Raw genomic sequence first — 16,187 nt, forward strand, 5'->3', positions numbered from 1 at the left:
ACGGCAACCGTACCCTCCCCGGCCGCCACGCTGTGAACGGGCGGGGAAGGCACGGAGTGCCCGGTGTCGGCCGGCGTGTCAGTCCGTCAGTTCGTCGGCCAGGGCCCGCAGGGCGAGCCGGTAGGAGCCGATCCCGAAGCCTGCCACGGTCCCGGTGGCCACCGGGGCGACCACCGAGGTGTGGCGGAATTCCTCCCGTGCGTACGGATTCGAGATGTGCACCTCGATGAGCGGGGCGGTGCGCTGGGCTGCCGCGTCGCGCATTCCGTACGAATAGTGCGTGAAGGCACCGGGGTTGAGAACGACCGGAATCGAACCGTCCGCCGCCTCGTGGAGCCAGCGGATCAGTTCGCCCTCGTCGTTGGTCTCCCGGACGTCGACGTCGAAGCCGAGTTCCTTGCCGAGAGCCTGGCAGGTGTCGACCAGACCGGCGTAGGACGTCGCCCCGTACACATCGGGCTCGCGGGAGCCCAGGCGTCCGAGGTTCGGGCCGTTGAGCACGAGGACCCTGTGGGTCGTCACGCCGAGACCTCCCCGTAGGCGGCGAGCAGGACGGCCGGGTCGGGGCCCTCCAGCACGGTGGGCTTCCCGATGCCGTCCAGGATGATGAAGCGCAGCAGGTCACCGCGGGACTTCTTGTCGACCTTCATGTTCTCCAGGAGCTTGGGCCACTGGTCACCTCGGTAGGTGAGCGGCAGCCCGACGGACTCCAGGACGGCGCGGTGCCGGTCGGCGGTGGCGTCGTCGAGACGTCCGGCGAGCCGGCCCAGCTCGGCGGCGAAGACCATGCCGACCGAGACGGCGGCGCCGTGGCGCCACTTGTAGCGCTCGTTCTTCTCGATGGCGTGGGCCAGGGTGTGCCCGTAGTTGAGGATCTCCCTGAGTCCGGACTCCTTGAGGTCGCTGGAGACGACCTCGGCCTTGACCCGGATGGAGCGCTCGATCAGCTCGGCGGTGTGCGGCCCGGCGGGCGTACGGGCGCCCTCCGGGTCCGCCTCGACGAGGTCGAGGATGACCGGGTCGGCGATGAAGCCGGCCTTGATGATCTCGGCCATGCCGGAGACGTAGTCGTTGACGGGCAGCGAGTCCAGCGCGGCGAGGTCGCAGAGCACCCCGGCCGGCGGGTGGAAGGCGCCCACGAGGTTCTTGCCCTCGGCGGTGTTGATGCCGGTCTTTCCACCGACCGCCGCGTCGACCATGCCGAGCACGGTCGTCGGTACGGCGATCCAGCGGACCCCGCGCAGCCAGGACGCGGCGACGAAGCCCGCGACGTCGGTGGTGGCGCCGCCGCCGATGCCGACGATGACGTCGGTGCGGGTGAAGCCGGTCTGGCCGAGCGCCTTCCAGCAGTAGGCGGCGACCTCGACGGTCTTGGCCTCCTCGGCGTTCGGCAGCTGGATCGCGATGGCCTCGTAGCCCTGGGCGGCGAGGTCCTCACGGACCGCCTCGCCCGTCTCGGCCAGTGCCTCGGGGTGCAGGACGGCGACGCGCTTGGCGCGGTCGCCGATGAGGTTCGGCAGCTCGCCGAGGAGCTGGCGGCCGACGAGCACCTCGTACGGGTCGGTGCCTGCCGTGCCGGCGATCTGGATGCGCGTGGTGCCCTGCTCGGTCATGCGTGACTTCTCCTGGTCGGACGGCACGGGTCCGCCTGTACGTTCCGGCAGTTCCAGTGCCTCGATGATCGCCTGGGCGACCTCTTCGGGAGCGCGTTCGTCGGTGGCGACGCTGACGGCGGCCACCTCCTCGTAGAGGGGACGCCTGGCGTCCATGAGCTCGCGCCACTGCCGTCGCGGATTGACGGCGAGGAGGGGGCGGGCGGTGTTCAGCCCGACCCGGCGGACGGCCTCGTCCACGTCCATGGAGAGGTAGACGACCGGGCGGCCGGCGAGCAGCGCGCGGGTCTCGGCGTCGAGCACGGCGCCGCCGCCGAGGGCGAGCACACCGGTGTGCCGGTCGACCGCGTCGCGGACGGCCTGGCGTTCCAGCGCGCGGAACCGCTCCTCGCCGTCGTCGAAGAAGATCTCCGAGATCTCCTTGCCCGCGGTGGCGACGACGTCCGCGTCGGTGTCGCGGTAGCCGGTGCCCAGCCGGTCGGCGAGCAGTTCACCCACGGTGGACTTGCCCACCCCCATGGGGCCGACCAGGACGATCAGCGGGCCGCTCACCGGATCTGGAGGTGGGAGAGGTACGACTGCACGTTGCGGTGGGTCTCGGCGACGCTGTCCCCGCCGAACTTCTCCGCCACCGCGTCGGCCAGCACCAGCGCGACCATCGCCTCGGCGACGATCCCGGCGGCCGGCACGGCGCACACGTCGGAACGCTGGTGGTGGGCCTTGGCCGCTTCGCCGGTCACGACGTCGACCGTGGCGAGCGCGCGGGGCACGGTGGCGATGGGCTTCATCGCGGCACGGACCCGGAGCAGCTCACCGGTGGTCAGCCCGCCCTCGGTGCCGCCGGAACGGCCGGAGGTGCGCCTGATGCCGTCCGGGGTGGCGACGATCTCGTCGTGCGCCTTGGAGCCGGGCACCCGGGCGAGGTCGAAGCCGTCGCCGACCTCGACGCCCTTGATGGCCTGGATGCCCATCAGCGCGGCGGCGAGGCGGGCGTCGAGCCTGCGGTCCCAGTGGACGTGCGAGCCGAGACCGACGGGGACGCCGTAGGCGAGCACCTCGACGACTCCCCCGAGGGTGTCGCCGTCCTTGTGGGCCTGGTCGATCTCCGCGACCATCTCCTTCGACGCGTCGGCGTCCAGGCAGCGCACGGGGTCGGCGTCGAGCCGCTCCACGTCGGAGGGCTTGGGGTAGACGCCGTACGGCGCCTTGGCCGCGGCCAGCTCGACGACGTGGGAGACGATCTCGATGCCCGCGGTCTCCTTGAGGTAGGAGCGGGCGACGGCGCCGAGGGCGACACGGGCCGCGGTCTCGCGGGCGCTGGCGCGCTCCAGGACCGGCCGGGCCTCGTCGAAGCCGTACTTCTGCATCCCGGCCAGGTCGGCGTGGCCGGGCCTGGGGCGGGTCAGCGGGGCGTTACGGGCCTGCTCGGCCAGCACGTCGGGGTCGACCGGGTCGGCCGACATGACCTGCTCCCACTTGGGCCACTCGGTGTTGCCCACCATGACGGCGACGGGCGAGCCCATGGTCAGGCCGTGCCGGACCCCGCCGAGGAAGGTGACCTCGTCCCGCTCGAACTTCATCCGGGCGCCGCGCCCGTAACCGAGCCGTCGCCTGGCGAGCGCGTCCGCCACCATCTCCGTGGTGACGGGGATACCGGCGGGAAGACCCTCCAGCGTCGCCACCAGTGCGGGGCCGTGCGACTCTCCGGCGGTCAGCCAGCGCAACCTGCTCAACGGTGCTCCTCATGCTCGCGCCTGTAACTGCAACGGCGCGACCGGGTGCGCGGCCCTGGCCCGCCGCCCCCGATCCTCCCACGACCGGAAGCGCCCCCCTGCCGCCGGTCCAGCAGACGGACGGTCCGGGGGCTGTTTCCGGGTGGGAAGGGACAGCCCCGGCAACGACGGGAATCAATCAAGAAGTGGACAGACGCCGAACAAAGGCAACTCTTGCAGTTCTCCACCTCGGGCGCGTCGGACAACGTACGCTCAGGTTCGAAGTCGACGCACACCACATCACAAGGGGCGGGGTACATCATGAAGAAGACGACCCGAAGAATAGTCGTCACGACGTCTGCGACCGCACTTTTCAGTACCGTGCTCCTCGGAAGCCCGGCACAGGCAGCCAGCCTGTCCAGCGAGGCTGCGTCAATCTGCGGATCGGGCTATTTCGTTCAGCGATCCCACGTCTTGTCCGACAGGGAAACTCAGGGCGCGACCACTTTTCAGCTCTACAACTCCAGCACGAAGAAGAACTGCGCCGTCACTCTGAAACACCCCACGTCCTCGTCCTTCTACGGGGGCAAGACCACTTTGGGCGCCGGGATCCGAGCAGAGGGCGGGTCCTGGGTCAAGGACGAGGGCGCTTACGGATATTACGCAGGCCCTGTCTACGTGAGCGCGGCGAGTAAATGCGTTCAGTTCTGGGGGAAGACCTATCAGAGCGGCGCCTCCAGCGTCTGGTACGAGACGCACACGAGCGCTCTTGGCAACTGCGGCTGACCACCACAGCCACGGTCTGAAATGTTGCGTCGCCCCCGGCCACCCTGGCCGGGGGCGTCCGCCTGAACGGGTCTCCGGGCCTAACGCGCGGCCAGCGCCGCTTCGCCCGCCGCGCGCATGATCGCGAGGGGCGCGTCGCGTCCGGTCATCTGCTCCACCTGGAGAACTGCCTGGTGGACGAGGAGGTCGAGGCCTCCGACCACCGGTCCCCCGGCTGCCGACCAGCGGGAGGCGAGGGCCGTCGGCCAGGGCTCGTACAGCACGTCGAAGAGTGTTCCGGGGGACGCGGGGACGGCGTCGGCGAGGGTGTCCGTGGTGCCGGCCGGGGTGGTGGCGATGACCAGGGGGGCGTGCAGGGCCTCGGCGGCCGCCGCCCAGTCCGCGATCCTCACGTCCACACCGAGGCGTTCGCCCCAGCCCCGCATCTCGTCGGCCCGCGCCGCACTGCGCACGTAGGCGGTGACCGGGCCCGTGCAGATCACGGAGAGCGCGGCCAGCGCCGAGGACGCCGTGGCGCCGGCACCCAGGACGGCGGCTGTCTCGACCTTCTCGACGCCGCGCTCGTGCAGGGCGGCGACCATCCCGGGGATGTCCGTGTTGTCGCCGACACGTCGGCCGTCCTCGGTGAATACGACGGTGTTGACCGCCTCGACCGAAGCCGCCGTGTCGCTGACGCTGTCCAGCAGCGGGATGATCGCCCGCTTGAGCGGCATGGTCAGGGAGAGCCCCACCCAGGAGGAGTCCAGCCCCTCGATGAAGCCGGGGAGGGCCTCCTCGTTTACGTCGAAGCGCTCGTACGACCAGTTCTCCAGGCCGAGTTCCGCGTACGCGGCGCGGTGCAAGGCCGGGGAGAGGGAGTGGGCGATGGGCGAGCCGAGCACGGCGGCCCTGTGAGCCTCAGTCGAGGGCATCGAACTTTTCCTTGAGCTTCAGGAAGTCGTCGTAGTTCTTGGCGAACTCTGTCTTGTGCTGCCCATCGGTGGCCACGAAATAGATCCAGCCATCGGTGGTCGGATTCAGCGCGGCGGCCAACGCGTCGGAGCCCGGGTTGCTGATGGGCCCGGGGGTGAGGCCCCGCTGCGTATAGGTGTTGTACGGGTCCTTGTTCTTGTGGATCTCGGACACGCTGATATCGATTTTGCTCTGCTTTTTGAGGTAATTGAACGTCGAGTCGAACTGGAGCAACTGATTCGTCTCGGTATTGCTGGGCTTGAGACGGTTGTAGACGACTTCACTCATCTTGCGGAAGTCATCGTGCGTCTTACCCTCGGCCTGGACGAGACTCGCGACGGTGAGCACCTGCCAGGGACCGTCCAGGTCGTGCTTCTTGGCAGTTGCTGCCAGATCAAGTTTTTCGTACTCGGCACTGGCCCGACCGACCATCTTCTTCAGAACGGCCTCAGGTTTTGTTCCCTTGGCAACCGCGTAGGTGGCGGGGTAAAGGAAGCCTTCCAGCGGATCCTTTATGACCGGGTCGTCGTCCGCCCAGTCGGGCAGCCCGAGACTGCCCGCATTCGTCTTGGCGACCCCCGCGGTCGTTCCGTCCTTCAGGCCGAGCCGTTTGTCGATTTCCGAGTACACGGTGTCGTTGCGCTGGCCGGGGCGGACCATCAGACCGTTCTGGCTCTTCGGGTCCAGCATCAATTCGATGGCGCTGTCGGCGGACATCTCCTTCTTCAGGAGATAGACACCGGCCTGGAGGGACCCTCCCTTGGGATTCCCGTTCTGCGCCGAGACGAAGGCATCGACGGACTTGACGACACCGGCCTTCTTCAGGATGTTGGCGATCTCGTTCCCCAGCGCGCCCTCGGGGATCTCCACCTCCACCGATCCCGTGCCCTCGCCCGCATAATCGGGCGCCTCACCGAACTGGCTCTGGTAGTACGAGTAGCCGACGTAGGCCACCCCGCCGAGGCCGGCGACCAGGACCGCCGCGACGCCCAGGCACGCACACCCGTTGCGGTTCTTCTTCTTGCCCTTGCCCCGGCGCTCGCCGCCGCCCCGGCGGGACTCGCGCGGGTCGTCGTCGTACTCCTCGTCCTCGCCGCGAGGCCGGGAGCGGGAGTCACGGGTGTCGGCCGGTTCGTCGGCGCCCGTGAAGAAAGGATGCGTCTCCTCCTCCGGCGCGTCCGGGGCCCAGTCCTGGCCCTGCTGAGGCGCCGGCTCCTCGCGGTGGCCCGGGGGCTGCGGCGGGGGGTAGGCCTCGGGGGTGCCGTAGGGGTCGGCCTGCTCGCCGTAGCCGGGGTTGTTGTCGTACCGGGGCTGCTGCGCCCCGTACGGCATCGCCGCCTGCTGGCCGGTGTCCCAGCCGCCGTCGTACTGCGGCTGCTGGGCGTACGGGTCCTGCTGGGCGTACGGGTCGTGCGGGGCGTGCTGCGGCTGCTGGGTGTACGGGTCCTGCTGGGCGTGCTGCGGCTGCTGGGCGTAGGGGTCCTGCTGGTACGGGTCCTGCTGCGCGCCGTACGGCTGCTGGTACGGGTCCTGCTGGTAGCCCTGCTGGGCGTACGGGTCCTGCGCATACGGCTGCTGCTGGCCTTCGTACTGGCCCTGGCCGTGGGCGGCCTGGTGGCCCCATCCCTGGTCCCCGTACAAGGGGTCCTCGGGATGCCACGGTTCGGAGCCGGGGCCCCGGCCATACTCAGTCATCGATCCCCTTGAGCCGCGAGACGCGCGTTCCGTCTCTTCGCTTTGCTGTGCGGTGTCTGTTCGAACACCGGCGCATCGCGCGGAACGTTACCGTATCGCGATCAGACAACCACTTCGACGCCCTCGCCCGGGGGAGCGCCTGACGCCCGTTCGGACTCCAGAGCGTTCTGGAGGATCACCACAGCGGCAGCCTGGTCGATGACAGAGCGGCCCTTCTTGGACTTCACGCCCGAAGCGCGCAGCCCCTGAGTGGCCGTCACTGTGGTCATCCTCTCGTCCAGAAGACGTACAGGAATCGGTGCGACGGCGCGGGCGAGAACCTGCGCGAAGGCACGGACCTTGGCCGCCGCCGGGCCCTCGCCGCCGCCCAGCGAACGGGGCAGGCCGACGATGACCTCGATCGGCTCGTACTCCTCGACGATCAGGCCGAGCCGCCGGTGGGCGGCCGGGACGTCGCGTCCCGGCACGGTCTCCACCGGCGTGGCGAGGATCCCGTCGGGGTCGCACGAGGCGACCCCGATCCGGGCGTCACCGACGTCGATGGCGAGTCGGCGTCCACGGCGCATCTGCGACATGTCGGGCGTCACGCCGTCTCGGTGACGAGGCGTTCGACAGCGGCGACGGCGTCGCCGATGGCGTCCGGGTTCTGGCCGCCGCCCTGGGCGACGTCCGGCTTGCCGCCGCCACCGCCACCGAGGGTCTTGGCGGCGGTGCGCACCAGCTCACCGGCCTTGAGGCCGCGCTCACGGGCCGCCTCGTTGGTGGCGATGACCGTCAGCGGGCGGCCGTTGGCCGTGGTGAACAGGGCCACGACGGCCGGCCGGCCGCCCTGGATGCGGCCGCGCACGTCGAGGACCAGCTTGCGCAGGTCGTCGGCCGAGGTGCCGGACGGCACCTCGCCGGTGACCAGGGCGACGCCGCGTACGTCCTTGGCCGACTCCACGAGCCCGGCGGCGGCCTGCAGGACCTTCTCCGCGCGGAACTTCTCGATCTCCTTCTCGGCGTCCTTCAGCTTGCCGAGCATGCCGGAGATCTTCTCGGGGAGCTCCTCGGGGCGGCCCTTGAGCAGCTCCTGGAGCTGGGCGACGACCGTGTGCTCCTTGGCGAGGAAGTTGTACGCGTCCACGCCGACCAGGGCCTCGATACGGCGGACGCCCGAGCCGATGGAGGACTCGCCGAGCAGCTTCACGAGACCCAGCTGGGAGGTGTTGTGTACGTGGGTCCCGCCGCACAGCTCCTTGGAGAAGTCGCCGATGGTGACAACGCGCACCCGCTCGCCGTACTTCTCGCCGAACTCGGCGATGGCGCCCTGCTTCTTGGCGTCGTCGATGGACATCACCTCGGCCTGGACGTCGAGTTCCCGCGAGAGGACCTCGTTGATCTTCTGCTCGACGTCGGTGAGGACCGTGCCGGGTACGGCGGCGGGCGAGCCGAAGTCGAAGCGGAAGCGGCCGGGCGAGTTCTCCGAGCCGGCCTGGGCGGCCGTCGGGCCGAGTGCGTCGCGCAGTGCCTGGTGCGTGAGGTGCGTGGCGCTGTGGGCGCGGGCGATGGCGCGGCGGCGGGTCACGTCGATGACGGCGAGGGCGGAGGAGCCGACCGTCACCTCGCCGACCTGGACCGAGCCCTTGTGCACGGAGACGCCGGGGACGGGCTGCTGCACGTCGCGGACCTCGATGACGGCGCCGGTGTCGAGCCGGATGCGCCCCTGGTCGGCGAGCTGACCGCCGCCCTCGGCGTAGAACGGGGTGCGGTCGAGGACGACCTCGACCTCGTCGCCCTCGGTGGCGGCGGGCGAGGGCAGGCCGTCGACGAGCAGGCCGACGATGGTCGACTCGCCCTGGGTGGCGGTGTAGCCGGTGAACTCGGTGACGCCGGAGTTGTCGGCGACCTCGCGGTAGGCGGACAGGTCGGCGTGCCCGGTCTTCTTGGCCTTGGCGTCGGCCTTGGCGCGCTCCCGCTGCTCCTTCATCAGGCGGCGGAAGCCGTCCTCGTCGACGGAGAGGCCCTGTTCGGCGGCCATCTCCAGCGTGAGGTCGATCGGGAAGCCCCAGGTGTCGTGGAGCAGGAACGCCTTGTCGCCGGCGAGGACCTTGCCACCGGCGGCCTTGGTCTCGGTGACGGCGGTGTCGAGGATGTTCGTGCCGCCCTTGAGGGCCTTGAGGAAGGCGGCTTCCTCGGCGAGGGCGACGGTCTCGATGCGCTTGCGGTCGGTGATCAGCTCCGGGTACTGCTGCCCCATGGTGTCGACGACGACGTCGACGAGCTCACGGACGACCGGGCCGGTGGCGCCCATGAGCCGCATGTTGCGGATGGCGCGGCGCATGATGCGGCGCAGGACGTAGCCGCGGCCCTCGTTGCCCGGGGTGACACCGTCGCCGATGAGCATGACCGACGTGCGGATGTGGTCGGCGACGACCCGGAGGGAGACGTCGGAGCCCTGGTCGGCGCCGTAACGCACGCCGGTGAGCTCGGTGGCCTTGTCCATGACGACGCGCAGGGTGTCGGTCTCGTACATGTTCTGTACGCCCTGGAGGATCATGGCGAGGCGTTCGAGGCCGAGGCCCGTGTCGATGTTCTGCGACGGGAGGTCGCCGAGGATCGGGAAGTCCTCCTTGCCGTCGCCGGCGCCCCGCTCGTACTGCATGAAGACGAGGTTCCAGATCTCCACGTACCGCTCGTCGTTGACGGCGGGGCCGCCCTCGACGCCGAATTCCGGGCCGCGGTCGTAGTTGATCTCGGAGCACGGGCCGCAGGGGCCGGGGACGCCCATGGACCAGAAGTTGTCCTTCTTGCCCAGGCGCTGGATGCGCTCGGCGGGGACGCCGATCTGCTCGCGCCAGATCTGCTCGGCCTCGTCGTCGTCCAGGTAGACCGTGATCCAGAGGCGCTCGGGGTCGAGGCCGAAGCCGCCGTCCGCCACGGAGTTGGTGAGGGCCTCCCAGGCGAACCGGATGGCCCCTTCCTTGAAGTAGTCCCCGAAGGAGAAGTTGCCGCACATCTGGAAGAACGTGCCGTGCCGGGTGGTCTTGCCGACCTCTTCGATGTCCGGCGTACGCACGCACTTCTGCACGCTGGTGACGCGCGGGGCGGGCGGCTTGACCTCGCCGAGGAAGTAGGGCTTGAAGGGAACCATGCCCGCGGGGACCAGCAGCAGAGTCGGGTCGTCCGCGATGAGCGACGCCGAAGGCACGACGGTGTGACCGCGCTCCTCGAAGAAGCTCAGCCAGCGGCGGCGAATTTCAGCCGACTCCATCAGTAGTCCTCATTCCGGTTGTTCGGGTTGTAGGGAAGTGCGCGGTGGAGCGCGGGCTCGGGGTCGACGGGTGCCTCGATACCGAGGGCGTCGCCCAGTTCGGCCTCGCGCCTGACCATGCCCTCGCGGACGTCGAGAGCGAAGTCCTTCAGCTTGTGACCCGCCTCGATCGCCTTGTCGGCGGCCTGCGCCGCGAGGCTCTCGGGGGTCAGCTGCCGGATCTTGCGGTTGACCTTGGTGGTGGCCCAGACACCGGCGGCTGCGCCGGCGGTGAACCAGAACGTACGGCGGAACATCGCTGGTTCAGTCCTTCTGTCCACGGGAGCTGCGGCCGTTCCGCTTCCTGTCGCGGGCGGACGGCACGGTACGGCCGACGATCACGGTGCGGCGGGAGGCCCGGCGGGCCGGTTCGGGCTCCGCGGCGGTGCGGCGGCCGATCGCCTGCCGCACCCCGTAGCCGAACGCGGCCACCTTCACGAGCGGGCCGCCGAACGTCGACGCGACGGTGGTGGAGAGCGCGGAGGCGTTGGAGGTGACCTCCTGGACGTCGCTCGCGATGGCGTCGACCTTGTCCAGCTGGGTCTGCGCGGAGCGCAGCGTGGCGGAGGCGTCGGCGAGCAGCGGAACCGCCTGCTCCGTCACGTCCGCCACCAGCGCCGTGGTCGCCCTGAGCGTCTGGGCCAGTCTCACCAGTACCACGGCGAGGAAGGACACCAGGATCGCCCAGAAGACAGCCACCAGGATGCCGGCCACCTCTCCACCGGACACAGTGCACCGCTCTCTGCTCGTCGCCCGCAGCGGCCGGGATCCTCTCCCGGCCGGAGTCTGCCTGTCACGGCTCGGCCGGTGCGTGCTGCCGTCCGTGCCGATCGTCGTCACCCGAGCCTATCGCGCCGGGCGTCGCACCCCGTACCGCATTACGGGCGGGGGCGCGGGTCCCGGGGGCGGGGAGATTGTACGGAGAGCTTATGTGCCAGTACTCTGCGTGTTTCATGCGACGCCCTCAGCGCCCCTCCCCCACGCCCGACGAAGCGGAGCCCGCCCCCGTGCGCGGAAATCTCCCGGCGGAGCTGAACACCTTCGTGGGACGCGACGACGAACTGACCGCGATCGAGCCGCTGCTGCGGGAGTCGAGGCTCGTCACCGTGGCCGGGGTCGCCGGGGTCGGCAAGACCCGCTTCGTGACCCGGGCGGCCGCCTTGATGGAGAAACGGTACTGCCATGGTGTCTGGCTGGCGGAGCTGTCGGCGGTCCAGGACCCGGAGCTGCTCGAACACGCCCTGGTCGACGCCCTGGGCCTCACCGACCACACGGGCAGGCCACCGCGCGCCGTCCTGGTCGAGCACTGCGCGCGGCGCCGGCTCCTGCTCGTGATCGACGGCTTCGAGCACCTCACCGACGCCTGCGCCGGTCTCGTACGGGAGCTGCTCCGCCGCGCGCCGCGCCTCCAGGTGCTCGCCGCCGGGCGCCGCCCCCTGCGGGTGGACGGCGAACTCACGTACCCGCTGATGCCGATGAGCGACGACGACGCGCTGGAGCTCTTCGTCCGGCGCGCCGCGGCGGTGCGCCCGGGGTTCGGGCTGACGGACGCCGACCGTGGGACCGCGCGCGAGCTCTGCCGTCGGCTCGACGGCATCCCGCTGGCCCTGGAGCTGGCCGCGGGGCGGCTGCGGGCCCTGACGATGGAGCAGGTGCTGCACCGTCTCGACGACCGTTTCCGGCTGCTGACCGGGGGCAGCCCGAGCGCGCTCCCCCGCCACCAGACGCTGCGTACGGCCATCGGCTGGAGTCATGAGCTGTGCGCTCCCGAGCAGCGGCTGCTGTGGGCGCGGCTCTCGGTGTTCGCCGGGCAGTTCGACCTGGAGGCCGTCGAGTACATCTGCAGCGGCCCCGGGCTGCCGGCCGACTCCGTGCTGGACGTGCTGGACGAACTGCTGGCGCAGTCCGTGGTGCTGCGCGAGGACTCGCCCGTCGGCAGCCGTTACCGGCTGCTGGACACGGTGCGGGAGTACGGCGCCGAGTGGCTGCGGGCGACCGGGGACGCCGAGCGGCTGCGCCGCAGGCACCGGGACTGGTACCTGGGGCTCGCCACGTGGTGCGAGCTCGACTGGTTCAGCCCCCGGCAGGCCGAGGCGGCCGCCCGGGTCGACAGCGAGCTGCCCAATCTCCGCCGTGCGATGGAGTGCTCGATGGAGAGCCCGGAGGAGGTCCATCTCGCCCAGTACCTGGCGGGCACGCTCTGGTTCTACTGGGTGGGCTGCGGGCGGCTGTCGGAGGGCCGCCACTGGCTGGACCACGTCCTGGAGGCGGAGTCCCCGTACGACCACTCGCGGCTGAAGGCCCTGTGGGTCCTCGGGTACGTCTCGGTCCTCCAGGGGGATCCGGTCGGCGCGGTGTCGGCCCTCCAGGAGTGCCGCGAGGAGGGTGAGCGCTCGGGCGATGCCACCGCCGTGGCCTATGCCGTGCACCGCACGGGCTGCCTCTCGATCGTCACGGACGACCCGGCGCGCGCGGAGGAGCTGCTGCGCGAGGCGCTCGATCGCTACCGGGACATCGGCGAGCTGAACAGCAATGTGCTGATGGCCCAGGTCGAGCTGGGCATGGCGGTGGCGTTCCGGGGCGATCTGGACGCGGCCGCGGCGATCTGCGACGAGGTACGCGAGATCTGCGAGGACCACGGCGAGCGGTGGGCCCTGGCCTACGCGCTGTACGTCCTGGGCTTCGCCGCGCTGCGGACCGGTGCGGGCGGGCGGGCGCGCCGGATGCTCGGGGAGGCGCTGTCCATCGCGCACGCCTTCCACGATCTGCTGGGCACGGTCCTCGCGCTGGAGCTGCTGGCGCTCATCACGGTGGTCGAGGGGGACGCGGCGGAGGCGGCGGTGCTCCAGGGTGCGGCGGACCGGATCTGGCCCTCGGTGGGGCTGCCGCTGTTCGGCTCCGTGCACTACGGGAAGCCGCGGGCCGAGTGCGAAGAGCGGGCCAGGGCGGAGCTCGGCGACGCGCGGTACGACGCGGAGCGGCGCTCGGGCCGCCGGCTGGACGCGAGGGCCGCGGTGACCCGGGCGCTCGGAGGCGGTACGGGCGCGGGCGGGGTCCAGGTGCCGGACGGGAGCACGGCCCCGGAGCCGGAGGGCGAGCACGCGGTCCCCGCGGGCGACGGGACCACGGCCACGGCGGCGGACGGGGCGTCCGGAGCGGGGGCCGCCGGGGACGCGCGAAGGCCCGCCGCCTCCCGTACGACAGGGAGGGGCGGGCCCGAGCTCGGTTGAGAGCTACGCCTGGATCAGCGGGCGTAGTACTCGACGACGAGCTGCTCGTCGCAGATGACCGGGATTTCCTTGCGGTTCGGGTCACGGTCCAGGCGGAAGGCCAGGGCCTTCAGGTTCACCTGGAGGTAGCGCGGGGTCTCGCCGTCCGTGTCGTAGCCACCCTCACGGGCGACCTGGAAGGGGACCTTGGAGCGGCTGCGCTCGCGGACCTGCACGACGTCGTCGGGGCGCACGCGGAACGACGGCTTGTCGACCTTGCCACCGTTGACCTCGATGTGGCCGTGGACGACCATCTGACGGGCCTGGTAGATGGTGCGGGCGATGCCCGAACGCAGGACCAGGGCGTCGAGGCGGCGCTCGAGCTCGACGACCAGCGCCTCGCCCGTCTTGCCCTCGGCCTTACGGGCGCGGTCGTAGGCGCGCGCCATCTGGCGCTCGCTGATGTCGTACTGCGCACGCAGACGCTGCTTCTCGAGCAGACGGACCTTGTAGTCCGAGTTCTGCTTGCGGCCACGGCCGTGCTCGCCCGGCGGGTAGGGGCGGGCTTCGAAGTACTTGACAGCCTTCGGCGTCAGGGCGATGCCGAGGGCACGCGACTTCTTGACCTTGGGACGCGACTGGTTAGGCACGTTCTCCAGACCTCCGTTGTAGGTTAGGTTAGGCTTACCTTACTCAAGGAGATCGCATGTCTCGCCCTGGGAACACCACACACGTCACGGACAGCACAGACAGCGGCAGCACACCAGAAGGTGCTGCTACGACGGAAGGCCGATCTGATCGTGGTCAGCCGCGTCCCAGCGGGCTTGAAAACACTCGGATGCCGTCAGCAGCCGAGCGCACACGAACTCTCGTACAGAGTACCTGCTCCGCGGTGCTGCTCGTACCGGGGCTGTCGGTCATCCACCCGGACCAGCTGATGCCCGACTCCAGGAGCATCGGGCCCGAGGGGGATCTGTTCCTCGGATTCCCCGTGGATTCCCCGGTCGTACGGGCCGCGACGCGCGCCCAGGGCGACGAGCTGACCGCCGTGCTGGAGATCACGGACGTCGCTCCGGTCTCCGTCCCGCACCGCATCCGCGGCCGGGCCCGGATCTCCGGCTGGCTCACCGCCGTGCCGGGCCTCGCGGAGGCCGGCCGGATGATGCTCCGGCTGGAGACCGGGGAGGCGTCGGTCGACGATCTGTGGGGGTTCGAGGAGGTGGAGCCGGAGGCCTTCCGGGACGCCGTCGCCGACCCGCTCGTCACGCACGAGGCCGAGCTGCTCCAGCATCTGCACGCCGCCCACGGCGAGCAGATGGCCACCCTCTCCGCACTGCTCGGCGACCGGTCCGAGTGCGGCTGCGAGGATCACGGCCTCGACGCCGTGCCGGTCGCGCTCGACCGCTTCGGCCTCCGGGTGCGGTTCGTCGAGGGCCGGGGTGCCTGCTTCGACGCCCGGTTCGAGTTTCCCGAGCCCGTACGCGACATCACCGAGCTGCGCCGCGCGATGCACACACTCTTCGAAGCGGCGTCCTGCTGAGCGGCCGCCGTCACGAGGACGCGGAGCCGCCCTGCTCCCCACGGCCGAGCCGCTCACGGACCCGGTCGGCCACATCGGCGTAGCGCGCCTCCGCGCCGTACCGCGTGGGTTCGTAGTAGCGCCTGCCGCGGACGGCGTCCGGGGCGTACTCCTGGGCGGCGATGCCGCCGGGCACGTCGTGGGGGTAGACATAGCCCTGCGCGTGGCCCAGCTTGGCGGCGCCCTTGTAGTGGCCGTCGCGCAGATGGGCCGGGACCGGGCCCGCGAGGCCCCGGCGCACATCGTCCTGCGCGGCGGAGATCGCCAGGGTCGCCGCGTTGGACTTGGGGGCGAGCGCCAGCGCGATCGTGGCGTGGCTGAGGGTGAGCGCCGCCTCCGGGAAACCGATCATGGCGACGGCCTGGGCGGCCGCCACCGCCGTGGGCAGCGCCGTCGGGTCGGCGAGCCCGATGTCCTCGCTGGCGGAGATCATCAGCCGGCGGGCGATGAAGCGCGGGTCCTCCCCCGCCTCGATCATCCGGGCCAGATAGTGCAGGGCCGCGTCCACGTCGGATCCGCGGATCGACTTGATCAGGGCGCTCGCCACGTCGTAGTGCTGGTCGCCGTCGCGGTCGTACTTCACGGCGGCGCGGTCGACGGTCTCCTCGAGCGTCTCCAGCGTGATCTCCGGCTCGTGCTTGGCGAGGGCCGCTCCCGCGGCCGCCTCCAGCGCGGTCAGCGCCCGCCTGGCGTCGCCGCCGGCGATCCGCAGCAGGTGCGATTCGGCCGTCTCGGGCAGCGTGACCGCACCGCCCAGGCCACGCTCGTCGGTCAGGGACCGGCGCAGGAGCGCGCGCAGGTCCTCGTCGGTGAGCGGCTCCAGGGTGAGGAGCAGGGAGCGCGACAGCAGCGGGGAGATGATCGAGAAGTACGGATTCTCCGTGGTGGCCGCGATCAGCGTGACCCAGCGGTTCTCGACGGCGGGGAGCAGGGAGTCCTGCTGGGCCTTGGAGAAGCGGTGGATCTCGTCGAGGAAGAGGACGGTCTCCTTGCCGAAGCCGCCGGTGGCGCGGCGGGCGCCCTCGATGACGGCCCGGACCTCCTTGACGCCCGCGGTGATCGCGGAGAGCTCGACGAAGCGCTTGTTGGTGGCCTTGCTGACCACGTACGCCAAAGTCGTCTTCCCGGTGCCGGGCGGGCCCCAGAGGATCACCGACGACGGACCCGCGGGCCCTCCGCCGGCCTCGCCGACGAGGCGGCGCAACGGCGAGCCCTGCTTGAGCAGATGCTGCTGGCCGACGACCTCGTCCAGCGTACGAGGACGCATCCGGACAGCGAGGGGGCTGCTGGACGGGTCCTTCTCCTGGCGGTCTTCGGCTGCTGCGGTAAAGAGGTCGGGCTCCACGTCCA

The 16,187-nt window shown here is 70.8% G+C and carries 14 protein-coding genes; 3 read left to right on the forward strand and 11 right to left on the reverse strand.

The window, feature by feature from the left end; all coding sequences use genetic code 11:
- Positions 1–78: 78 nt before the first annotated feature.
- The 3 genes from aroQ to aroC are packed head-to-tail and all read right to left on the reverse strand — an operon-like array spanning position 79 to position 3,346.
- Positions 79–522 carry a type II 3-dehydroquinate dehydratase gene (aroQ, locus tag ACZ607_RS27320; RefSeq protein WP_469738759.1) on the reverse strand — a complete coding sequence of 148 codons (444 nt, stop codon included), beginning with the start codon at positions 520–522 and terminating at the stop codon, positions 79–81.
- Positions 519–2,165: a 3-dehydroquinate synthase gene (gene aroB / locus ACZ607_RS27325; protein ID WP_469738761.1), complete on the reverse strand. Its 1,647-nt coding sequence runs from the start codon at positions 2,163–2,165 to the stop codon at positions 519–521. The genes aroQ and aroB overlap by 4 nt, the downstream gene beginning before the upstream one ends.
- Positions 2,162–3,346, reverse strand: a complete 1,185-nt coding sequence (gene aroC, locus ACZ607_RS27330) for a chorismate synthase (protein ID WP_124279743.1) — start codon at positions 3,344–3,346, stop codon at positions 2,162–2,164. Before aroC ends, aroB begins: the two co-directional genes overlap by 4 nt.
- 300 nt (positions 3,347–3,646) lie before the next feature.
- On the opposite strand from aroC, the gene ACZ607_RS27335 reads away from it, so the two are divergent.
- Positions 3,647–4,111 (forward strand): serine/threonine protein kinase, encoded by a 465-nt coding sequence (locus ACZ607_RS27335; protein WP_469738763.1) that lies wholly within the window; start codon positions 3,647–3,649, stop codon positions 4,109–4,111.
- 80 nt (positions 4,112–4,191) lie between these two features.
- On the opposite strand, the gene ACZ607_RS27340 is transcribed toward ACZ607_RS27335, so the two are convergent.
- The 6 genes from ACZ607_RS27340 to ACZ607_RS27365 form a co-directional block, all read right to left on the reverse strand.
- Positions 4,192–5,022, reverse strand: a complete 831-nt coding sequence (locus ACZ607_RS27340) for a shikimate dehydrogenase (protein ID WP_469738765.1) — start codon at positions 5,020–5,022, stop codon at positions 4,192–4,194.
- Positions 5,009–6,757: an endolytic transglycosylase MltG gene (gene mltG, locus ACZ607_RS27345; RefSeq protein WP_469738767.1), complete on the reverse strand. Its 1,749-nt coding sequence runs from the start codon at positions 6,755–6,757 to the stop codon at positions 5,009–5,011. Before mltG ends, ACZ607_RS27340 begins: the two co-directional genes overlap by 14 nt.
- Before the next feature lie 101 nt (positions 6,758–6,858).
- Complete coding sequence (ruvX, locus tag ACZ607_RS27350) at positions 6,859–7,332, reverse strand: Holliday junction resolvase RuvX (RefSeq protein ID WP_469739349.1); 474 nt, start codon at positions 7,330–7,332, stop codon at positions 6,859–6,861.
- An 8-nt stretch (positions 7,333–7,340) separates the two neighbouring features.
- The gene (gene alaS, locus ACZ607_RS27355; RefSeq protein ID WP_469738769.1) at positions 7,341–10,010 is read right to left on the reverse strand and encodes an alanine--tRNA ligase; all 2,670 of its coding nucleotides are present in this window, start codon (positions 10,008–10,010) and stop codon (positions 7,341–7,343) included.
- On the reverse strand, positions 10,010–10,306 hold the full coding sequence (locus tag ACZ607_RS27360; RefSeq protein WP_469738771.1) for a hypothetical protein: 297 nt from the start codon (positions 10,304–10,306) through the stop codon (positions 10,010–10,012). The genes alaS and ACZ607_RS27360 overlap by 1 nt, the downstream gene beginning before the upstream one ends.
- Positions 10,307–10,313: 7 nt before the next feature.
- Complete coding sequence (locus ACZ607_RS27365) at positions 10,314–10,763, reverse strand: DUF948 domain-containing protein (RefSeq protein ID WP_403992254.1); 450 nt, start codon at positions 10,761–10,763, stop codon at positions 10,314–10,316.
- A gap of 239 nt (positions 10,764–11,002) precedes the next feature.
- On the opposite strand from ACZ607_RS27365, the gene ACZ607_RS27370 reads away from it, so the two are divergent.
- Positions 11,003–13,279 carry an ATP-binding protein gene (locus tag ACZ607_RS27370; protein WP_469738773.1) on the forward strand — a complete coding sequence of 759 codons (2,277 nt, stop codon included), beginning with the start codon at positions 11,003–11,005 and terminating at the stop codon, positions 13,277–13,279.
- 14 nt (positions 13,280–13,293) lie between these two features.
- On the opposite strand, the gene rpsD is transcribed toward ACZ607_RS27370, so the two are convergent.
- Entirely contained in the window at positions 13,294–13,908 is a 615-nt protein-coding gene (gene rpsD / locus ACZ607_RS27375) for a 30S ribosomal protein S4 (protein ID WP_014157362.1), read from the reverse strand.
- A gap of 188 nt (positions 13,909–14,096) precedes the next feature.
- Between rpsD and ACZ607_RS27380 the strand changes: the two genes are divergently transcribed.
- Complete coding sequence (locus ACZ607_RS27380) at positions 14,097–14,798, forward strand: DUF2470 domain-containing protein (RefSeq protein WP_469738776.1); 702 nt, start codon at positions 14,097–14,099, stop codon at positions 14,796–14,798.
- Between the two features lie 10 nt (positions 14,799–14,808).
- Here ACZ607_RS27380 and ACZ607_RS27385 read toward each other — a convergent pair whose 3' ends face one another.
- Entirely contained in the window at positions 14,809–16,182 is a 1,374-nt protein-coding gene (locus ACZ607_RS27385) for a replication-associated recombination protein A (RefSeq protein WP_469738778.1), read from the reverse strand.
- Between the last annotated feature and the right edge of the window lie 5 nt (positions 16,183–16,187).

It is taken from the genome of Streptomyces sp. NPDC104381, assembly GCF_055583745.1.